The 21,330-nt window shown below is 63.1% G+C and carries 18 protein-coding genes; 6 read left to right on the top strand and 12 right to left on the bottom strand.

Translation table 11 applies throughout. The features are described 5' to 3' along the window. Window positions 1-25: 25 nt before the first annotated feature. Entirely contained in the window at window positions 26-931 is a 906-nt protein-coding gene (locus PQR42_RS03845) for a DMT family transporter (protein WP_408204918.1), read from the bottom strand. 305 nt (window positions 932-1,236) lie between these two features. Here PQR42_RS03845 and PQR42_RS03840 point away from each other — a divergent pair, with 305 nt between their 5' ends. Beyond that, window positions 1,237-2,283, top strand: coding sequence for a VTT domain-containing protein (locus tag PQR42_RS03840; protein WP_408204917.1), 1,047 nt, complete (start codon window positions 1,237-1,239; stop codon window positions 2,281-2,283). Between the two features lie 204 nt (window positions 2,284-2,487). Here the strand turns inward: PQR42_RS03840 and PQR42_RS03830 are convergent, their stop codons facing one another. Beyond that, a complete protein-coding gene (locus tag PQR42_RS03830; RefSeq protein ID WP_408204916.1) occupies window positions 2,488-3,369 on the bottom strand; it encodes a CHAD domain-containing protein in 882 nt (293 codons plus the stop codon). Window positions 3,370-3,630: 261 nt separating this feature from the next. Between PQR42_RS03830 and PQR42_RS03825 the strand changes: the two genes are divergently transcribed. Both PQR42_RS03825 and PQR42_RS03820 read left to right on the top strand, forming a co-directional pair. Then, on the top strand, window positions 3,631-4,224 hold the full coding sequence (locus tag PQR42_RS03825) for a short chain dehydrogenase (protein ID WP_408204915.1): 594 nt from the start codon (window positions 3,631-3,633) through the stop codon (window positions 4,222-4,224). A 207-nt stretch (window positions 4,225-4,431) separates the two neighbouring features. Beyond that, window positions 4,432-6,018, top strand: coding sequence for an inorganic phosphate transporter (locus PQR42_RS03820; RefSeq protein ID WP_408382555.1), 1,587 nt, complete (start codon window positions 4,432-4,434; stop codon window positions 6,016-6,018). A gap of 109 nt (window positions 6,019-6,127) precedes the next feature. On the opposite strand, the gene ppk2 is transcribed toward PQR42_RS03820, so the two are convergent. Further along, the gene (ppk2, locus tag PQR42_RS03815) at window positions 6,128-7,054 is read right to left on the bottom strand and encodes a polyphosphate kinase 2 (protein ID WP_408204913.1); all 927 of its coding nucleotides are present in this window, start codon (window positions 7,052-7,054) and stop codon (window positions 6,128-6,130) included. 156 nt (window positions 7,055-7,210) lie between these two features. Beyond that, window positions 7,211-7,609, bottom strand: a complete 399-nt coding sequence (locus tag PQR42_RS03810) for a VOC family protein (protein ID WP_408204912.1) — start codon at window positions 7,607-7,609, stop codon at window positions 7,211-7,213. Between the two features lie 197 nt (window positions 7,610-7,806). Between PQR42_RS03810 and PQR42_RS03805 the strand changes: the two genes are divergently transcribed. Beyond that, entirely contained in the window at window positions 7,807-8,850 is a 1,044-nt protein-coding gene (locus tag PQR42_RS03805) for a S1C family serine protease (protein ID WP_408382553.1), read from the top strand. Between the two features lie 124 nt (window positions 8,851-8,974). Here the strand turns inward: PQR42_RS03805 and ggt are convergent, their stop codons facing one another. From ggt to PQR42_RS03775, 6 genes are all read right to left on the bottom strand, one after another. Continuing rightward, on the bottom strand, window positions 8,975-10,708 hold the full coding sequence (gene ggt, locus PQR42_RS03800) for a gamma-glutamyltransferase (RefSeq protein ID WP_408382552.1): 1,734 nt from the start codon (window positions 10,706-10,708) through the stop codon (window positions 8,975-8,977). 222 nt (window positions 10,709-10,930) lie between these two features. Then, a complete protein-coding gene (locus PQR42_RS03795) occupies window positions 10,931-12,334 on the bottom strand; it encodes an MFS transporter (protein ID WP_408204909.1) in 1,404 nt (467 codons plus the stop codon). Window positions 12,335-12,554: 220 nt separating this feature from the next. Beyond that, on the bottom strand, window positions 12,555-13,319 hold the full coding sequence (locus tag PQR42_RS03790; protein ID WP_408204908.1) for a phosphocholine cytidylyltransferase family protein: 765 nt from the start codon (window positions 13,317-13,319) through the stop codon (window positions 12,555-12,557). 27 nt (window positions 13,320-13,346) lie between these two features. After that, on the bottom strand, window positions 13,347-14,366 hold the full coding sequence (locus PQR42_RS03785; RefSeq protein ID WP_408382550.1) for a lysylphosphatidylglycerol synthase domain-containing protein: 1,020 nt from the start codon (window positions 14,364-14,366) through the stop codon (window positions 13,347-13,349). Further along, window positions 14,363-15,175, bottom strand: a complete 813-nt coding sequence (locus tag PQR42_RS03780; RefSeq protein WP_408382548.1) for a HalD/BesD family halogenase — start codon at window positions 15,173-15,175, stop codon at window positions 14,363-14,365. The genes PQR42_RS03785 and PQR42_RS03780 overlap by 4 nt, the downstream gene beginning before the upstream one ends. Then, the gene (locus tag PQR42_RS03775) at window positions 15,172-15,873 is read right to left on the bottom strand and encodes a CDP-alcohol phosphatidyltransferase family protein (protein WP_408382546.1); all 702 of its coding nucleotides are present in this window, start codon (window positions 15,871-15,873) and stop codon (window positions 15,172-15,174) included. Before PQR42_RS03775 ends, PQR42_RS03780 begins: the two co-directional genes overlap by 4 nt. A gap of 239 nt (window positions 15,874-16,112) precedes the next feature. Between PQR42_RS03775 and PQR42_RS03770 the strand changes: the two genes are divergently transcribed. Continuing rightward, window positions 16,113-16,547 carry a hypothetical protein gene (locus PQR42_RS03770; RefSeq protein ID WP_408175213.1) on the top strand — a complete coding sequence of 145 codons (435 nt, stop codon included), beginning with the start codon at window positions 16,113-16,115 and terminating at the stop codon, window positions 16,545-16,547. A 55-nt stretch (window positions 16,548-16,602) separates the two neighbouring features. Here the strand turns inward: PQR42_RS03770 and PQR42_RS03765 are convergent, their stop codons facing one another. Then, complete coding sequence (locus tag PQR42_RS03765) at window positions 16,603-18,555, bottom strand: PhoX family protein (RefSeq protein WP_408382544.1); 1,953 nt, start codon at window positions 18,553-18,555, stop codon at window positions 16,603-16,605. A 219-nt stretch (window positions 18,556-18,774) separates the two neighbouring features. Next, window positions 18,775-19,311 carry a hypothetical protein gene (locus tag PQR42_RS03760; protein WP_408382542.1) on the bottom strand — a complete coding sequence of 179 codons (537 nt, stop codon included), beginning with the start codon at window positions 19,309-19,311 and terminating at the stop codon, window positions 18,775-18,777. Window positions 19,312-19,942: 631 nt separating this feature from the next. Here PQR42_RS03760 and PQR42_RS03755 point away from each other — a divergent pair. Further along, window positions 19,943-21,094 (top strand): porin, encoded by a 1,152-nt coding sequence (locus PQR42_RS03755; RefSeq protein WP_408382540.1) that lies wholly within the window; start codon window positions 19,943-19,945, stop codon window positions 21,092-21,094. The last annotated feature ends 236 nt before the right edge of the window (window positions 21,095-21,330 follow it).

The following is a 21,330-nucleotide window of genomic DNA, read 5'->3' as shown; positions in this document are numbered from 1 at the left end:
GGAGTGGAAACGCGCCGTCTGCGCCTCATGCCGCGCTGCGCCTCGTTCGCATCTGGCCGAAGGTGGCCAGCAACACCGCACCCAGCACGCACGCGACACCGGCCAGTTGCGCCGCGCTGACGGGTTCGCCCAACACCATCGCGGCCAACGCCACCGCGCTCACCGGCACGAGCGCGGTCATCAACCCCGCTTCCGCGCCGCTGATTCGCGCGGCCCCCGCATACCAGAGCACGAAGCCCGCCACGGTCGGCACCAGCGCGTAATACAGCACGCCGCCGAGTGCGCTCGCATCGATCGGCAAGCCCCACGGTTTTTCGAAGCAGGCCGGCACGATCGCCACCGCGAAGCCAATACCGCACATCAACGCCGATAGCGGCAGCGGCGCCACCGCCGTGCGCAGCTTGCGATTGAGCAGAATGAACAGCGCCTCGCAGACGATCGCGAGAAACACGAGCGTGTTGCCCGCCAGCGAACTCGCCGCATGCGGCGCGGTGAACTCGCCGGGATGCACGGTGCACACCAGCACGCCCGCCGTCGCCAGCAGGATCGCGCCGATTAACGCCGGCGCGGGACGCTCGCCGAGTGCGAGCATGGCGACGCCGGCCGACACGGCGGGCAAGGTGCCGGCAATCACGCCGGCATCGGCAGCCGAGGCGAGTTTCATCCCGCTGATCAGCAACACCGTATAGCCGACGCTGCCGGCGCCCGCCTGGGCGATGACGAGCAAGGTATCGCGCCGGTCCAGACGCGGCCAACGCACGCCTCGCCAACGCATCACCAGCACGAACAGCGGAAAGGCAATCGCGAAGCGCAACGCGGTCGCGCTGAACGGCGGCAGTCCGGCCGCGATCGATTTGCTGACCACCACCGTGCTGCCGACGCCGATCATGGCCAGCGCGCAAAACAGATATCCGGCATGCCGCGAGTTCATGGTGCTGTCCTGTTGGTTGGATCGAGCACGCAGAGTAGAGGCATGGCGAGCGGCGGTCTTGAACGAAATTGCAGAGAGAAAGCGAGTCAATGAACCAGGTCAGCCGGATCACGGTGACGCCGTCAATGCTCGCCCGGCGCCAAATCCATCGAGTATCCTGAGCGAACGGAACGTCGCTCGAATGAAAGCCGACCACTCGGCCGACACACAGGCCCACACAGGCCGCCCGGGTACGCGCTTTGCAACTGCCTGAAAAAGCCCTCGCAGCGCGCCCGCTCAACCGCAAAAAAACAGGAGCTCCTCAATTGGTAGAATTTCCGTCTTCGGCGGTGTCAACCTGGGGCGGCGCGGTCGTGTTTCTCAACGTCCTGTTGACGCGCCTCGGCGTGCCGATTCCCGCGGTGCCCGTGCTGCTCTTCGCGGGCTCCGCGATCGCCGCCGGCACCCTGTCTTTCTGGCAGGTCCTCGGCGCCGCCGTGCTCGGCGCACTGATGGGTGACGGCGCATGGTTCACGGCGGGTCGCCTGTATGGCCGCAAGCTGATCGCCGCGCTCGGCCGGATCTCGCCTGCCGTCGATTCCAAGGTCGACAAAGCGCGCGCGCTGTTCGAGCGCTTCGGCGTGCCGCTCGTCTCGATCTCGAAGTTCGTCCCCGGACTCGCGCTCATCACGCCGCCGCTGATGGGCACCACCGCCGTCGACGCCCGTATCTACGCGGCCTGGGATTTTGCCGGCGCGCTCGCCTGGGCCGCCTTCTGGCTGCTCGGCGGCGCCGCCGCGGAACGGCAGCTGCATATGCTGCTCGACTTCGTCAAAGCCCGCGGCGGCACTGTCATCGACATCTTGCTGGCCACGGCTCTCGTATATCTGGTCTTCCGTCTTCAGCAACGCCGCCGCGAACGCCGCCGTTTCGCGGATGCCGCCTCGACTGCGGCGGCACGGGCAGCCGCCGGCGGCTGGCGCCGCATCGCCGCGCCCAAGGTGCTCGATGCCCGCCCGCAAGCGCCCTCTCTCGAAGCGCCGTGCCGCATTCCCGGCGCGCTCGCGCTCGATCCGCACTCGCCGGAGCAGATCGACGGCGCACTGCGGACGTACGACATGGTGATCTATTGCATTTGCCCGGACAGCGCGACCGCCTTCGAAATCACGCAGCGAATGCGCCACAACGGCTACACGCGGATTCGCGCACTGCGGGGCGGCCTCGATGCCTGGCAGCGGCGCGGCTTTCCTGTCGAACCGCTTGGACCGGCCGACGAGCCGACCACCGGCAAGCGCGCGGCGGAACCGCGCGGCGAAGCGCGCGGGGCGATCACGTTGCGCGGCTTCGCGCCACGCAGCACGCAAGGCACGTGAGCCGCGCCGATCGCGGTTCAGCCGCACGGTCCCGTCGTCCATCACGACGAACTCCGAGCCCAGCCGTCCGGTGTCGATTGGCTCCAGCAGGTGCTGAAAATATTCGATGCAAATGGCCAGCAGCGCGACGCCGGCAAACGTGCCGTCGGTCTTGTCAATGCTCCGCGTGAGACCGACAGAGACTTTGCAAAGAGACGCGTTGCGTCATAGTTTGCGCAGCAGTCCGGCCGCCGAGCGCATCCGGCGTTTGCGCTCCTTGCCGAGCCAGTGAAGCGCCGCATCGGTGTCGCCGGAGCCGGCGAGCAAAGCAGCATTGTCGCGCAACAACATTTCGCTCGCGACCACATCGTTCAGCGTACCGAAACGTTTCTGAATCTGCTTCAGGCGTTTGAGCGTGCGTTTGCGCCCGCCGCTCAGGACGGGTTCAAAAAACTCCAGCAGATAGCGCAGCTTCTTTCCCGCCTTCCTCACATTGTGAAAGGCAACGTAGTTGGAGCGCTTCGCACGACGCGCACGTTTCATCCGCTTCTTCAACGAACGCTCTGAAGTGGCCACACGTTGCTCGGCGAATTTCCGCAGCGGCATGCGTTCATGCGCGGTATTCAATTCTTTGGACGCGCTGGACAAGGCTTCGCGCAGCAGATGTTTGACGTCGGCGTTCGAGAGCGTTTCGCGGCTTGTCGACAACGCGGCGCCGCGAGCGTCCTGCAGTTTCGGCGCCATTTCGCCCGTATCGCTGCGTGCGCCGTTATCGTCGCGTATCAGCAATTCAATCAGAATGTCCCAGTCGCGCGTTTTGCCGGCGGCCGTGGCCAGATACTTATACAGCGCACGTTGCCGAGTATTCTCGCCTTTTTCGAGCAACGGCTCGAAGGCCCACCATAAGGAGCGCAAACGGCGCAGCGAGACACGCAGTTTGTGCAGCGCTTCCGGCGACGCGTCTTCGCGCACCGCGTTGGCGTATTCGATCGCGTGATCGACGAGAGGCGCCGCATACGACGCGAAGGCCTCTTGCGCAGAGTGCGCGCCGGCCGCTGGATCGCTGTCAGCGGGCCGTTTACCGACTTTCAGGCTATCGCGCGTCATTGAAGCCTCTTGAAAACACCGTATCCACAGACTAGCAAAAAAAGTTCCTGGCGGATATTCGCGCGGCTATTTCGTCGCGATACATTGCGCGCTCGCACGAGTCATGCACCTCGCGGCAGGCTTGTTCCTTTTTTGCCCTCTTCGACGGCGTTGTGCCCTGGAGCGACTATCTTTAAGAGACGCGACGGCGCTTCGCGGCGAACCGGCGCAGCAGTCCAAATGAAGGCAGTCGAGACGCGGGGCCCACTCTCAGGAGGGTGTATGCGAATACTGATTGTCGGTGCAACGGGTCTGATCGGCGGCGCGGTGGTCAAGCTGCTCGCCGCCGAACACGACATCGTCACCGCGAGCCGCAAGGGTTCCGATCTGCACGTGGACCTGTCGAACAAACCCAGCATCGAGTCGATGTATCAGCAAGCCGGCACACTCGACGCGGTCATCTGCACCGCCGGCGCAGTGAAGTTCGCCCCACTCGCCTCGCTCTCCGACGAAGATTTCTCGTTCAGTCTTGCCAACAAATTGATGGGCCAGGTCAATCTCGTGCGGTGTGGCGCGGTTCACGTGTCGCAAGGTGCGTGCTTCACACTGACGAGCGGCACACTCGCGCAGCAGCCGATGGAAGGCAGCGCGGCCGTCAGCATCGTGAATGCCGGCGTGGAAGCGTTCGTGCGCTCGGCGGCACTCGAATTGCGCGGCAAAGCCCGCGTGAATGTGGTCAGCCCGGGCTGGGTCGCCGAGACGCTCGCGTCGATGGGCCGCGATCCATCGCAAGGCGTGCCAGCCGCCGTGGTCGCGCAAGCCTACAAACGCAGTCTGGGCGGCAGCGCGAGCGGCGAAGTGTTCTCCGCTTCTTAACCGGCCGCTTGCCTGAGTTCTTTTCGGACATCTGAGCGTCTGGATCCGACAACCTCCGGACCGCCCATCGAAGCGGCGCGCAGCCAACGGCCGCGCGCCGGCCCGCGCATCAACGCGTCCCGCCTGGGCGTCACGCCACTGTCATCATTACGACACACAGTCCCCGCAGGATCGGAAACTCCGCGACAAAATTTTGGGGCTCACGTCATGCCGGAACTTTCGTATCCACAACCAGGCACTGCTAGCGGAAAGGGGCGCAACATCAGCCTCTTCATCTTCCTCGCCGTGATACTGGTGGGCGCGGTTTATTGCGCTATGCACTTAATGGACGATCTGCAACCCGTTCGCGAAAGCTCGGTAATGCCTTACCTGCTGCTCGGCATTGCGCTGCTGATCGCGCTGGGTTTTGAGTTCGTCAACGGCTTTCACGATACGGCGAACGCGGTCGCGACCGTGATCTACACGCATTCACTCGCGCCGAACCTGGCCGTGGTGTGGTCAGGCGGCTGGAATTTTCTCGGCGTGCTCACGTCGAGCGGCGCGGTCGCCTTCGGCATTCTGCAACTGCTCCCCGTCGAACTGATCTTGCAGGTCGGCAGCAGCGCGGGTTTCGCGATGGTCTTCGCGTTGCTGATCGCGGCGATCATCTGGAATCTCGGCACGTGGTGGTTCGGACTGCCGTCGTCGAGCTCGCACACGTTGATCGGCTCGATCATCGGCGTCGGCCTGATGAATCAGCTGATGCACGGCACCGACGGCACGAGCGGCGTGGACTGGAATCAGGCGCTCGGCGTCGGCAAGTCCTTGCTGTTTTCGCCGCTGGTGGGTTTTCTCGCAGCGGGACTGCTGCTGCTGATCCTGAAAGCCGTGGTGCGCATTCCCGCTTTGTATGCCGAACCGAAGGGCAAGGAGCCGCCGCCGTTCTGGATCCGCAGCCTGCTGATCCTGACCTGCACGGGCGTGTCGTTCGCGCACGGCTCGAACGACGGCCAGAAAGGCATGGGCCTCATCATGCTGATCCTGATCGGTACGGTGCCGACGGCCTATGCGCTGAACAAGGCGGTGACGCCGGCGGAAACGCAAACCTTCCTCGCCGTCGCGCATGAAACCTCGACGACGCTCGCCAAATACACCCAAGGCGCCGCGCCTTCGGCCAATCCGCGCGCCGATGTTGAAGCCTACGTGCGCACTCATCAGTTGACGCCCGCCACCTTGCCGGCGCTGCAACAACTGACCGACATCATCTCCGGCCAGGTCAGCTCGTCGGGCTCGATGGCCGCGGTGCCGCAAGGTATCGTCGACAACGTGCGTAACAACATGTACGTGGTCTCCGAAGCGATCCGCCTGATGGCGAAAAACAAGCAACCGGCCTTCTCGCCGGAGGACGCCAAGGCAATCGGCAACTTCAAGGCGCAGACCGACCACGCCACCAAGTTCATTCCGACGTGGGTCAAGGTCGCGGTGGCGATCGCCCTCGGCCTCGGCACGATGGTGGGATGGAAGCGCATCGTCGTGACGGTCGGCGAGAAGATCGGCAAGCAGCATCTGACGTACGGACAGGGTGCATCGGCTGAACTGGTGGCGATGCTGACGATCGGCGCGGCCGACATGTATGGTTTGCCGGTCTCCACGACGCACGTGCTGTCCTCGGGCGTGGCGGGCACGATGGCGGCCAACGGTTCCGGCCTGCAATGGGGCACGGTGCGCAGCCTGATTCTCGCCTGGGTGCTGACGCTGCCGGTTTCGATCGCGCTGGCAGCCGGCTTGTACTGGGTGTTCCGGGCGGTGTTTTAAACGCACGCTGCGGCCGGTTCCTCAACCGGTCGCGCCGTTCGCCCGGCATAAAAAAGCGCGGCTCGCGGCCGCGCTTTTTTCATTTCATCAACCCGTACTCTCTCGCCGATCAATACAGCTCGGGCACGATCATCGACGACGGTACCGGCTGGCGGCTGTATTCGTCGTGATAGACACGCGCGGGCAATTCGATACGCGAATGCTCGATCTCGTGATACGGCACCTGGCTCAGCAAATGATGAATGCAGTTCAGGCGCGCGCGCTTCTTGTCGACCGCCTGCACGACCCACCACGGCGCTTCGGGAATGTGCGAGCGCTGCAGCATCACTTCCTTGGCCTGCGTATAGGCTTCCCAGCGGCGGCGGCTTTCAAGGTCCATGGGACTCAGCTTCCACTGCTTCAGCGGGTCGTGAATGCGGTTCTGGAAGCGGATTTCCTGCTCTTCGTCGGTAATCGAAAACCAGTATTTGAGAATCTGCACACCACTGCGCGCCAGCATCTTTTCGAATTCCGGCACCGAACGGAAGAACTCTTCGTACTCTTCGTCGCTGCAAAAATTCATCACGCGCTCGACGCCCGCGCGGTTGTACCAACTGCGATCGAACAGCACCATTTCTCCGCCGGCCGGCAGATGCGACACATAGCGCTGGAAATACCATTGCGTGCGTTCGCGGTTGTTCGGCGCGGGCAGCGCCGCCACGCGGCACACCCGCGGATTGAGCCGTTGCGTGATGCGTTTGATCGCGCCACCCTTGCCGGCCGCATCGCGTCCCTCGAAAATCACCACGAGGCGATGGCCGGTCTGCACGATCCAGTCCTGCAGTTTGACGAGCTCGCCCTGCAACCGGAACAGCTCGCGAAAGTACATCTTGCGCGCCTCGCGATGCTCGGGCGTGAAGCCGTCCGCGCCGTCGATGATGCGGTCGTCGACCTCCATCTCGAGTTCCTCGTCGTACGCGTCGATCAGGTCCTCTTCGAAACGGCGCTGCCGTTCTGCCATCAATTCGGCTTCGGGTCTCGGATCCTGCTCTTTCATTGCGGCTCTCCTGGCAACGGAAATGGTTAGGCGCGCGGCGGCAAACGCGACGCGGACGCGTTCGATTATCGAAGCGGCAGGTGTCAGCCGTGTTACCAGTGCGGCCGCGCGCCCGGTCGATGTCCATGATAGCGAGTTTTGCCCGGCCGCCCGGCGCTAGCGCAACGGTTTCGCGAAGCTGATTTCGTGGCCGTCAGGATCGGTGATGTGAAAGTAGCGCTCGCCCCACGGCGCATCGGACGGTTCGAGCGACGGCTTGAGCCCCGCCGCCAGCGCCTTGCGATAGATCGCGTCGACGTCGGATACATAGATGATCACGCGGCCCCACCAGGCGACCGGCGCGCGCGTATCGACGATCAGGTTCAGATACGAACCGCCGAACGCAAACGATGTAAATGCCTCCTGCGGACCGCCGAATTTCATCGGAAAGCCGAGCGCTTCGTAAAACAGCACGGCGCGCGGCATATCGCGAGTGGCAAGCGTGATGGCGCTGATCGATTCGATTTGCGGTTCGGCGGGCCCATTCGACGAGGCTGACGGGGCGGGTGAGTTCATGGCGGATGTCTCCTTGGCATGGCGGGCGTCTCACGTGCCCAGCACGGTGCATGCCGTGCTGTTGGCCGCGGCGCTCGCCTGGGCTGGCTTCATTCGGAAAGTGTCTCACAGGCCGCGCCGCCGCGGCGCGCCCGGCGGGCCCTTGAAAACCTTCGCGACGCCCCGCATCTGCAATTCCGTTTATCCGGAGCATCGCCATGGGAAGCCGCCCACGCTTCGTCGATGACCTGTCGCGCGCCGCATCCGACGCCCCCGGGCCCGAGACACTCAATTCTTTATCCGACGACGCCCTGCTCGACGCCTATTCCCGCACCGTGATCGGCGCGCTGGAACGCGTTCAACAAGCAGTCGCCTTCATTGCCGTCGAACGCCGCCTGCCCGGCGAGCCGTCGGCCCGCGGCCACGGTTCGCGCGGCGGCACCGGCTCGGGCTTTCTGTTCACGCCCGACGGTTATCTGCTCACCAATAGCCACGTCGTGCATGGCGCCACCCACATCACGGTAACGCTCGCCGACGGCACGAAATTCGACGCCGATCTGGTCGGCGACGACCCTGGCAGCGATCTGGCGGTCTTGCGGATCGGCTCGCCGGAGCCACTGCCGCACGTCGAACTCGGCGAGTCGTCGAAACTGCGCGTCGGGCAGATCGCGATTGCGGTCGGCAATCCGCTCGGCCTCGCGCAAACCGTCACGACGGGCGTGGTGTCGGCGCTCGGCCGCTCGCTGCGTTCGAATTCGGGCCGCATGATCTACGACGTGATCCAGACGGACGCCGCGCTCAATCCCGGCAATTCGGGTGGCCCGCTGATCAATTCGGCGGGCCAGGTGATCGGCGTGAATACCGCGATCATTCCCGGCGCGCAGGCCATCTGCTTTGCCACGGCAATCGACACCGCCAAGTGGGTCATCATGCAGATCTTCGCGTATGGCCGCGTGCGGCGCGCCTATATCGGCGTGGCGGGCACCACCAGGCCGCTGTCGCGCCGTGTGCAGCGCTACTTCGGCTTGAGCTCGGAAAGCGGCGTGCATGTCATGGAGATCGTCAAAGGCAGCCCGGCCGCGCTCGGCGGTCTGCGCACCGACGATACGATCATCGCGATCGATACGCAGGCCGTGCAGGACGTGGACAGTTTGCAGCGCACCCTCGACGCATCGCGGATCGACAGACCGGTCAGCGTGACGGTGTTGCGCGGCGCGCAGCGGCTCGAATTGACGTTGACGCCGGTTGAGCAGGCTAGCTAAAGCAACGTTAGTCAGCAGGCCCTCGCCCACAAAAAAGCCTCGCGTTCGGTTGAACGCGAGGCTTTTTATTAGCCAGCGGCGCCTCTTATCTCAAGACGCGCCGCCCAATTCCCTGCAAAAACGCTTACTGAATCACGCGCGTCACACCTCGGCCGCGCGGATCGGCCGCGGCTTCCGGCGTATCGCCGTTGACCTTGATCGCCTGGATATCGCCGCTGAAATCCTGCCCCTTCAGCGTGTAGCCCTTGGCTTCGATCTGCTTCGCGAGTTCGCCGTCGATCGGCTTGTACGGCTCCCAGAAGATCGTGTTCGGCGGCAGCAACTGATGATGGAAACGCATCGCGGCGACAGCCTGCTGCAGCGGCATGTTGTAGTCGTAGACGTTGTTGATCACCTGGAAGATCGACGTGAAGATGCGCGAGCCACCCGGCGTGCCGATCACGAGCGATACCTTGCCGTCCTTCGTCAGGATCGTCGGGCTCATCGAGGAGAGCGGCCGCTTCTTCGGTTCGATCGAATTCGCGTCGCTGCCCACCACGCCGAACATGTTCGCGACGCCCGGCTTCGCGGAGAAGTCGTCCATCTCGTCGTTCAGCACGATGCCCGTGCGGTCGGCAATCACGCCCGAACCGAAATAGCCGTTGATGGTGTACGTGTTCGACACGGCGTTACCCCACTTGTCGATCACCGAGAAGTGCGTGGTTTCCGCTTTCTCCGGCATCGACGTGCCGAGGCCGGCCTGAATGCTCTTCGTGTCCGACGGCGCATTCGGATTCACTTCGGCGGCGCGCTTGGCGATATACGCGTCGTCGGTCAATTGAGCGACCGGCACCTTGTAGAAGTCGGGATCGCCGAGGTACTGCGCGCGGTCGGCGAACACGCGCTTTTCGATTTCCGCGATCAGATGCACGTATTGCGCGGAATTGAGCGTGACGTCCTTGAAGTCGGGCGCAATGTCGGCCTTCATCTTCAGCAGCTGCACGAGACCGATACCGCCCGAGCTCGGAGGCGGTGCCGTGTAGACGCGATAGCCGTTCCAGTCGGCCTGGATCGGCTGACGCCACACTGCTTTGTACTGTTGCAGATCGGCCTTGGTGATCAGACCGTGACCGCGCATGGACGCCGCGATCAGATCGGCCGTCTTGCCCTGATAGAAGTCTTTGGCGCCTTGATCCGAAATGCGCTGCAACACGGCAGCCAGATCCGGCTGCTTGAAGTTGACGCCCTGCTTCAGATTGCCGAAGTAGGTATCGAAGTTGGTCTTGCCGGCGAAGTCTTTCGCGGCATCGTCGCGGCGCTCCTGCAATTGTTGACTGACCTCGAAGCCATCGCGCGCGTAGTGGATGGCCGGTGCGAGCACCTGCTTCCACTTGAGCTTGCCGAAGCGGCGCTGCGCTTGCCACATGCCGTCGACGGTGCCCGGCACGCCCACTGCGCGATAGCCGAACAGGCTCATGCCTTTGATGACCTCGCCCTTGTCGTCGAGATACATGTTCTTGGTGGCGGCCAGCGGAGCACGCTCGCGATAGTCGAGAAAGTACGGCTTGCCGTCGACATAGAGCGTCATGAAACCGCCGCCGCCGATGTTCCCCGCTTCCGGATATGTCACGGCGAGCGTGAAGGCGATCGCCACGGCTGCGTCGACCGCGTTGCCGCCTTCCTTGAAGATCTGCTCGGCTGCGTCGGCGCTGAACTTGTCCGCCACCGCGATCGCGGACGCGGTGAGTACGGCCGGCTGGGCTTTCGCGGGCGGCTTCGCGAGCGCGGGCGTAGCCTCGAGAAAACCGGTTGATACAGAGACGAGTGCGACCAGCGCGAACCCGCTGGCCGACGACTTAACGTTGCGGAACAACTTCATTGCACATCCCCCAAGACGACTTTTATCCGATGAATACGAATGCCTTGGGATTTATAACATGTGAACTGCTCGCTTGCGAAGCCGCTAGATATCGTAGGGTCCATGTTGCGGCACACAAAAAAACCGGCTCGACGGCACGCAAAAAGCGTCTGTCAAAACACCCCAAGACAGGAGCGCTCAGCAAGCCGCATGCCGCGCGACACGGCGCATCGTGCGTTGCGCTTACGCGCGGCCGCGATTGCCGCGCGCAATCTCATCGCCGGCGCCATGCGGCAATCGTGCGGTGATGGGAATCGACATGAACGAGAATAGACCGACCACGAGAAAAGCCGGCCAGAAATCGGAGAACACGATGGTCGAATGACCCTGCACGTTATGTGAAATCTGCAGCACGATACCCGCGATCGTCACGCCGAGCCCCAACGAAATCTGCTGGATCACGCTCGCGACGCTCGTCGCGCGACCCACGTCGCGGCTCGGAATATCCGCGTATGCCAACGTGTTCAACGACGTGAATTGCAGCGACGGAAAGAAGCCGCCGAACAGCACGACACACCAGATCAGCCAGTGCGGCGTGCCGGGAAAGAAGAGACCGTAGACGGCGATAGCGAGGCCCGCACAGCCCGCATTGAACATCAGCACGGTGCGAAAACCAAAGCGCTCGAGAATGCGCGATGCGGCCGCCTTCATGAAGATCGAGCCGAACGCGGACGCGCATGTGATCGACCCCGACTTGAACGCCGTCATGCCGAGGCCTTCCTGCAATGCAAGCGGCAACAGAAACGGCACGGCGCCGAGGCCGATGCGAAACAGCGAGCCGCCCACCACGCTCGCGTGAAAACTCGGAATGCGCAACAGCCGCAGATCGAGCACGGGTAATTCGACGCGACTCGCGTACAGCACGTACAGCGTCAGCAACACCACGCCGACCACGCACATGCCGACCGACACCGTGTTCGACACCAGCTCGCCGCCCACCAGCGAAAGCCCCAGCATGAACAGCGACGCCCCGCTCGCGGACAAAAAGAAACCAGTCCAGTCGAGCCGGCCCGGATGCGCTTCGCGCACGTTGGCGATGTGCTTGTTCGCGAGCCAGATGCCCAGCAGGCCAATTGGAATGTTGATGAAAAAGATCAGACGCCAATGCAGATAAGTGGTGATGAAACCACCCAGCGGCGGCCCGACCACCGGTCCGAGCAATGCCGGCACCGTGAGATAGTTGACCGCGCGAATGAAGTCGGACTTCGGCACCGAACGGAAGATGATGATGCGGCCCACCGGCACCATCATCGCGCCGCCAAGGCCTTGCACGAAGCGCGCAACCACGAACGTGCCGAGCGATGTGGAAGCCGCGCACATCAGCGAGCCGGCCATGAAAACGCCGATGGCCGTGCGAAACACCGTGCGCGAACCGAAACGGTCAGCGACCCAGCCACAGATAGGAATGAAGACGCCGAGGCCGATGACATACGCCGTCACGGCAAGCTTGAGGGTGATGGGATCCTGGCCGAGATCGCGCGCCAGAACCGGCAGCGACGTCACGATGACCGTGCCGTCCACGTTTTCCATGAACATCGCACACGCGACGATCAGCGGAACAATGAAAGTGCCTAAAGCGAGAGGCATTGGCATGGCGACGGGTTGCGAGGCCGTCGGCGTAAAGCGTCGATTATGGCATCGCATCGGCAACAGATGTTGTTGCGCGAGGTCTTTTCGTACACGCGATGGTTGAGCGTGCAACGAAGCGCTGGACTATCCAAATGTTCGAGCGGTAAGCGCAAAAAGGTTGAGCCGGCATTGAGCCGGCTCAACCTTCGATACGTCAGCGACGCGGCAGACGGAGGACTTAGCGCGATGCGCTGACCAGCGGCTGCAACTGCGGCAGGATCTCGGTGCTCGCGCGAGCCACGTCGTTCGGGAAGTCGATTTCGATCCAGGGTGCGCCGGTCACGTCGGCGGTATCGAACACCTGGCTGCGCTCCAGCAACAAGTCGCGCACCGCTTCTTCGTGCGGCATGTTGGCCCGGCCGCTGTCCACATAGCCGGCCACGATCTGCGCAAAGCGTTGTGCGGTTTCCTGGCGGAAGCGGAAGAACCCGACCGATTCGCCGATGGTGTCGTACTCGAGATTGACGGCTAGCTGCTTGCGCAACTCGACCGGCACGCCGTCTTTCAGACACAGCTTGACGGGTTCGTCGCCGGCTTCGAAATCACGGTCGATCAACAGACGGTTGACCGTCTCGCCCGCCACCAAAGCGGCCAGAATGCGCTCGTCATAGAGCACGTCGGCGTCCATCAACAGCACGTCGCCGCCGCGCGTCAGCGCCTCGGCCACCGTGTGCACCGTCAGCACGCTGCCCAGGTCGTAACGCGTGTTCAACACCGTTTCCACCTTGTGCGGCCAGTTGATGCGCTCCAGTTCCGCCTGCACCGATTCCGGCTGAAAGCCGAGCGCCAGCACGACTTCCGTCACGCCGGCGGTTTCGAGCATTTGCAGATGCCGTTCGAGCAGGCTCATGCCGTCGAATTGCAACAGACACTTCGGGAACTGAGCTTCCGGCGGTTGCTGGAGACGCAGGCCGAGGCCCGCTGCGAGGATGATGGCACGCATGCGCGGTCCTTTGAAAAAATACGGAGTTTAATCGACAACCGGCACGCGCCCTGTTGCGCGGCGCCGTTGCCAGCTTCGTTCGCTGAAGTGCAAAACCAGCAGACCCGGCAAGCCTAGCAGGATTTCGCGGGCGCGCTTGGCGAGCGACAACGCCAAGGCCGCGTCCGGCGGCAAACCGACCAGCGGCGCGAGCAGCAGATAGCCGCCTTCCTGCACGCCGAGCGAACCGGGAATCATGAACGCCGCGCCGCGAATCGCTTGCCCCAGGCTTTCGAGCAACAGGGCGTCGACCCAGTCGACCGGATGACCGAGAAAGCGCAGCGCGAGCCACACCTCCACCGTGCCGACGATCCAGCCCAGCAGGCTCATCGCGAAGCTTGCCGCCACGCGGCCGCGCTCGCGGTACATGGCCTGCACGGCGGCGTCGACGGCTTCGGCACGCGTCATCAACGAAGACCAGTCGCGCTTGCCGAAGACCTTCGAGACCATGCCAAGCAAGCGGCCGAACAGACCGCGACGCTGCGCATAGTAGAAGCCGACGATCATCGCGCCCAGCACGCCGGTGGCGATCAGCGTGGCGGTCTGCAGGTCGTGCAGCGCGCCGTGTGCGGCGTACGCGCCGAACAGCAGCAGGCCGCCCAACGCGAAAATGATTTGCGCGAGTGCCTGCGCGGTCGTGCTCACCGTGATGGCGGCGGCCGCATCGCGCATGCGCATGCCACGCTGGGACAGTTGCCGCACCATCACGACCGGCCCGCCGATCTGGCCGGCCGGCAACAGACTATTCACCGACTCGCCGATCCAGCGCGCGAACAGCGCGTCGCGCAAGTTCAGATCGTGATGCACGCCGTCACGACGCGGATGGAACAACACCGAGATCGCGCCGGCATCGAGAATCAGCGGCACGACGTGGAACGCCGCGACGAGCGCGAGTCCCCAGCCGGCCGCGAGCAGCGTCGAGGCGACCGTGCCGAAACCCTGCCACGCGAGCAGGCCGACAAACAGCGCCGTCCCGATCGACAGCAGAATCAGGGCCGCGCGGCTCATGCGCGGTCCTTCCCGCGTTGGGTCATCTGACGAAAAACCTGGCGGAAGCCGAAGTACGCAATCGCGTCCTTCATGTTCGAGATGAAACGACGCCACGGCCGCATGTTCGGATCCGTCACGTATTCGAAAGTGAGCGACACGCGCATTTCGTTCGCGCCGGCGGGCGTGATGCGATGGCGCAGCTTGTCGCCGTCGAAAAACACGAGGCCGCCCGGCGGAATCTGCACCGAGCCCGGCTGATCCGCGATATCCGGATTGCGCGTATGGAGCTCATAGTCGAGCCGGCAAGACGATTCGTCGATCACGCCGAGCAGCAGCGTATAACGGCGGCCGTCATAGTACGAAGTATCGTAGTGCCAGCCGATGTGGTCGCCCGGCCGCGTGTAGTAGTACAGCGCGTAGGCATGCGGATCGTCGGCGGGCGAGAGCTGCAGTTTGTCGCCGCTCAATTGCTCCAGCCAGCCGATCAACTCCTTCGAGCGGTACAGCTCGGCGATGAACGGCGCGAGTCGGTCGATCGTATGACGGCTCACACTGCCGCCCTGCTTGTGACCCGGCAGATAGTTGCGGTTCACCTCGTCGACCAGCGAACGCGCGCTGTGCACGAGCTGCGCCGTGACCTCGGGCGCGAGAAAGTCTTCCAGATAAAGGAACGCGCCCTGCTCGGCGAAGTCCTTGCGCAGACGCGGGTTGTCGAACGCGCGCGTGCGGCTCGCGACCGCGCGGTCGGCATTCGGCGCCGGCGATACAGCCGGAGAACGTTCGACTGGAACGGGCGCGATCACGTCGTTTTCGGCCTGCGCACTCATTCGCTGGCCCACATCTGGCTGGTTTCTGAAGTGCCGGCGGCAACGGGCGCCGGGGTAGCGGCACGGCGCGCAACACGCCAGTAATCGACCACCACCCAAACAGCGAAAAGCGGCGCGCCGATCGACGCAACCACGACGAAGGGCAGCACGACGCTCGTCAGCGTGACGATCGGCAGCAGATACAAGACGTCTTCAGTTTCGAAACCGCCGACGGATGCCTGCTTCGTGCCCGCCTTGCCGGCCATTTCCTCGATGCGCATGCGCAGGAAGAAAATCAGCGCGATGGCCACGCCGGCCACGGCGCCGAGCACACCCGGCGCGACTCTCAATCCGGCGACGTGCGTGGCGCCCGCTCCCACGCCCATGCCGATGAACAACATGACGGTGACGAGGGCGTCACAAGCGAGGTCGTAAAAATGACCGATCCGGCTCGACTTTCCGCCGATGCGCGCGAGCTCGCCGTCCGTATGGTCGACGAAGTTCGACAGCACGATCAGGAAGGCGCCGGCATTGGTCCACGCAAATTCGCCGTGAGCGAGGCAGAGCGCGCCTGCCAGCCCGATCAAGAGGCGCAGCGTGGTCAGATGGTTCGGCGTGACCCACGTGTTCACGAGCGGAGTCACGAGCCGGCGGGCGAGCCGCGCGTCCCATGTTCTGGGCGGCGGAACGTTAATTGGAGGTTGGGGTCGCGAATTCATAACCCGGAAATATATACGGGATCGCAAAAGATTGCTTTCTTCCCGTACGTTTCTTTACCCTCCGTTCGTTGCCGATCCGTGCTGGCTGGAAAGCAAGATTTGCCGAATCGCGATAAAGTGCAAACCAGTTGCGCCTGTCAAGGGGATCGCTTCGATGCGCAACGTCTTTTTCGGGTCTCGAGATCACGCCACCGCCCGTTGCGAGCACACTACATCGAATCAGGTGGCCGTCCACGCTTATGAAACGCTTTCTTTCGTCTGTACTCCTTGCTCTGGTGGCCGCCGCGCTGCCGCTCGCCAGTTACGCCACCGCGCTCGACGCGCCGCTCGCCTGCAATGAAAGCGGCCATCAGTTCATTGCCGACCTCGCGGAGCAACAGATGATCGACCCGAAGCCCACGCGCGTGGAGAGCAATTCGATCAACGCCTTCTCGCCGACGTCCGGCGCGGATCTGACGGCATACGGCTTTCGGGTCTTCGCGGTGGTCGGCTACGAAAAAGACGACCCCATGTTCCGCGTCGGCGACGGCGAGCCGGTCGCGCGTTCGGCCTACGGCGTCGTGGTGTTCGGCAGCGAAGCCAAAGTGCGCAACGCGATTGCCGGCACCGGCAGCACGGCGATCGTGCATCGCGTGGCGCCGCTCATTACGGCAATTTTTTGCAAGCGGAGTTGAGGCGGCGGGTGGCCGCCGGGCTTTGTGGGAATGACCGCCCGCCCCCGCCTTCGCGTTATAACTTGATCCCCGCCGGATCCGCCGTCAGATACCCCACCGTCGCCCCGAACCGGTCCTTGTAGTTCGCCCGCACGAGCGGATCGAGCGTCGATTTGATCTTGTCGTGCAACGGACTTTCCCAATCGCCGACGTGCTGAAAGTTGCTCATCACGTAAGTCCAGCCGTTGATTTCGTCGACGGCGTGCAGGCCTGTCGACTCGGCGCCTGCCGGACACGAGAGCACGCGCGCGAGCGTCTTCGTGTCGACGTTGTACGCCCACAGGAAGTTGTTCACGTGCATGCCGCTGTCCTCGCCGATAAAGAGCGTGCGCAGCTTTTCCGAGAACTTGAGGTTGTCCGGGTTCGCAATGCGCTCGGGATTCGCCGTGTTGCCGAGCGCGTCGGCCGTTGACAGATCCTCGCCGACCAACGCCGCCGGCGCGGCCATGTCCACCGGCACCCATTCGCTGTTGATCGCGGCGCCGCCGCGGTCGCGCTGGCCGCCCTTCATGTTCAGCGCGTAGACCGCGCCGGCGTTGATGGTCTTGTCGACGGCCACGTCGGTGGACGCGGCATTGCCGCGCACCATCGACTTCTCGATGCGCGACATCGCCGAATACAGCACCTTGTCCTTGATGTTGACCGTCGTGCCTTCGAGTTTGGTGAAGCCCATGCTGCCGCCGGCCAGCGCCGCGTAGCGATGCGTCTCGAGGAACGTCGCCGCCTGCGTCATGCCGGGCTTGACGCGCACCCAGTTGAAGGTGCCGCTGTAATTGATCTTCGTGTAGGCCGGATCGAGCGGGTCTTTGGTCGCGACGTCCATGATGTCGCTCGCGCGCAGCTGGTTGGCGAGCGCCTCGATTTCGTCGCTGCTCGCGTGTCCCAGGTTGATCCACGACAGCGTGGCCGCGCCCGCGCCGCTCGCGGACACTTGCGTCCACTTCGCGACGTACAGCGTGCCCGCCGACAAATCGGCTTCGCGATCCGCGATGAACATGAACAGGCCGCCGTTGGTCGCGTCGTCGCCCATCAGGACGGTGCGCTTGTCCGGCATCACCTGAATCAACTCGTGCGAGATGCGGCCGAGGCAATAGTGCTTCCTGATCGTGCCGGTGCCGTCCGGATTGACGGTGACTTCCGGCAGATGCCCGTAGTGATAGGGGTTCGCGGTGGTTTCATCGCCATACAGGCTGCGGCTGAAGCCCTTGAACTGGCTGTTGCCGGCGATCGTGGTGGCGTCCGGCTCGTACTCTTCGCTGGACAGATGCGTGTTCCACGGCGACAGGCTCGCGCCGCAGGTAATCCACAAACCATGCGCCTTCGATGTATCGACGTTCGAATAGCCCGCCAGCGTCAGCTTGCCGGTGGCCGGATCCTGATCGAGCGTGAGCACGGCGATCGGCGACGGCAATTGGCCGTACATCGACGTCAGACTCTGATCGCGGGTCGCGTATTCGAACTGCACGACGGCGAATACCGCGTTGCCCTTGAGCCCCTTCACCGCGGGATTGTCGAGGCGTATCAGCGAGCTGCCGTCCGGGCAATCCGAGTAGAACTGGCGCTCCTTGCCCGCCACCGACTTATCGACGATCGGCTGATTGTTGATATCGAAATAGCCGCCCGCGAGAATCGTCCCGCCCTTCACGTTCGGCACGCTGTCACCGGTGACGAAGAACGGCTGATACGCCAGCTTGAACGCGCGGCTGCTGCCGTCGCTCAGTTGCACCGTCAAGGTCGAGCCGACCGTGGTCTTCGCCATGGCGGCGGGGTCGGCCAGCGTCGGCGCGGCCATGCCGGCGAATGCCGCGGAGACGAAGTTGGCGACCGGTTTGACCGGCGTCGCCAGCTCGTCGCTGCCCCCGCAAGCGGTCAGCATCGAAGCCGTGGCCAGTCCGCCGAGCGGCAGCATCGGCGCGCCCACGAGGAGTTTCAGGGCCTTGCGGCGGGAAAGGTCGAGCGGCTCTGCCATGTTGTCGTGATCCAGTGTTTGGGTAGCGTGGGTGAATGCACAGCCGGCACGCACTCAGACCCAAAACCACATGGTTCACGCTCGCGCCGCTATGACGCGAGGATTCTATGAAGCGAATATGAAAGTATATTGACAGGCTTTAGTAATGTTTTATTCAGGCCTTCGGGCGACAGCCCGGCCAGCCCCGGAGCCTGTCGCAAGCGGTAGCGGAACCGCCTTCTAACCCGGACGGCGAAACTCGTTCTCGACCCACGCCGCGGCGCTCGCCTTGCTGAGCTTGAAGTTGGGCGCGACCTGCACTTGCGCGAGCTGCTCGCCGAATGTGTCGAGCGCGGTCAGCAACGCATACGGTTCGTCTTCGTCGGGAACGATATCGAGCGTGATGTCGAGTTCGTCGTTGCCGTCCGCGCTCGCCACGCGCACTTCCTTATGCAGTTGCGCGCGCAGTTGCTGCTCATGGCGACGCAGCACTTCCGACGCGGTCTTCACCAGCGTGTTGAACGCCGATGTGTCCAGCGGCTTCGGATCCTTCTTGTTGCGGCCCATCGTCCACGGACCGACGAGCGCGGGTTCCGCTTCGCCGTCCTTGATCATTGCGACGGCCCAGCCTTCGTCGTCTTCGTTCTTGATGACGCGCGCGGTCCAGCCGTCGTCGCGCCACAGGCGTGCTTCGTGCACGGTTTCGCCCAGTTCGGACGAGCCTTCCGTCGTGAGATCTTCAGCGGTGTCGGACGATGGAAGGGGTGTATCGGTCATTACAGGTTCACTCACGTTCGCGGGGGCGGAAACACATCTCAAGCGCGCAATTCTACCCGCCTCGCACGCGGTGGATGCGGCCCTCTGACGAACGGACAAGCCGCGGCGAGCGCATTGCCAATCGGGATAATCCACTTCCCTATTCGCCGCAACCTATAAATCCAGCATAAAGAATACATAAAAAAACGCGGCTCGAAAGCCACGTATAAAAGACGAAAAAGACACCCTTGGTCAAGGGCAAAACGAATTGTACCGCCCTAATTCATCGGCATTTTTCATGCAATCCGGAAGAGTGGTTTTCAGGAAACGGATCAAATTCAGCCGCCATCTCAAAATAGATCCCAAGCCTCGCCGCTGCTGGCTTGCGACGAGTCGCCGCGGTTGGGCAACAACACGGGATTGATACCGGCATCCATCAATTCCCAAGCCAATAGATTTATCGTTTATTTACCCGCACTTACACAATTCCGTAATCACCATTACGGATTCAGGAATTCATTGTTGTGCCGCACAAAATTCGAGATAGGAAATTACGGGAATAGACTTCACGCCGGATCGTCAGGCAGCCAGCGAAATTCGCGGTGAGCACTGGAATGCGATTCTCTACGCACTGTTTCGGAGCTATCTAAACATGAAAAAAAACCTCATCGCAGCAGGCCTCCTGAGCGCGCTTGCCATCACCGCCCACGCGCAAAGCAGCGTGACGTTGTACGGGACGCTGGACGCAGGTCTCGTCTACTCGAACAACCAGGGCGGGCATAGCAGCTGGCAAGCAGGCAGCGGCGCGGCGTCCTACACCTACTTCGGCCTGCGCGGCAGCGAAGATCTGGGCGGCGGTCTGCACGCTATCTTCACGTTGGAAAGTGGCTTCGACCTGAACAACGGCCAGAACACGGAAAGCAACACGATGTTCAACCGTCAGTCTTTCGTCGGCCTGAAAAGCGACCGGTACGGCGCGCTGACCCTCGGCCGTCAGTACGACTCCATGGTCGACTACCTGGCGCCGCTGTCGGCGGCAGGCGCGGGCTACGGCAACAACCTCGCGGCTCACCCGCTCGACAACGACAACCTCGACAACTCGTTCTCGATCAAGAACGCCGTCAAGTACACGAGCGCGAATTACGCGGGCCTGAAGTTCGGCGGCCTGTACGGCTTCAGCAACTCGGCCGGTGATTTCTCCAACAACCGCGCATGGAGCGTCGGCGCTTCCTATGACAACGGTCCGTTGAGCATTGCCGCTGCTTACCTGCAACTGAACAATTCAGGCAGTTCGAACCTGAACGGCGCTGTATCGCAGGGCGATGGCACTGCGGCGGTCGCGGCCGATCTGCAACGCACCTTCGGCGCGGGCATCAACTACACGTTCGGCCCGGCAACGGTCGGTTTCGTCTATACGCACACGCAGATGGACGGCATCAGCGGTGTGGACGTCGGCGGCACCACGTTGCCTGGCGTCGCCGGCACCAATCTGCACATGGACAATTACGAGGTGAACGGCCGCTATGCATTGACGCCGGCACTGAGCCTCGCGGCGTCGTACACGTTCACCGACGGCAGGATGTCCGGCTCGAACGGTTCGGGCGATCCGAAGTGGCACACGGTGTCGCTGCAAGGCGACTACTCGCTCAGCAAGCGTACCGACGTGTACGTGGAAGGCGTGTATCAGCATGCATCGGGCGAACTCGGCAACTTCGGCTCGAACGTCGCGGCGATCAATACGCTGGCGCCGTCGTCGACCGGCAATCAGGTCGCAGTGGCGGTCGGTTTGCGTCACCGCTTCTAAGTATTTCAGGTGGTACTGTGGAGCGAATGGTTCGATTCGCTTCGCACAACACCCGCGCGTGACACGATCACGTCGCGGGTTTTTTATGGCCTTTACGTTTGGACACAATGCCGACGACCGCGGATAGTGACGACGCGCACACCCGGTGGGTATACTGGGCGCAGTTGCCTTCCTTGCCGCAACATCGCGATGTCGCGAGGTCGTTGCGGTTGAACGGCGGCTTCGTCGCGAAGCAT

The organism is Paraburkholderia sediminicola, assembly GCF_046027355.1.
GTDB lineage: Bacteria > Pseudomonadota > Gammaproteobacteria > Burkholderiales > Burkholderiaceae > Paraburkholderia > Paraburkholderia sediminicola_B.
Note: the sequence above shows the minus strand (reverse complement) of the source record. Positions and strands in the feature narration are given on the sequence as shown.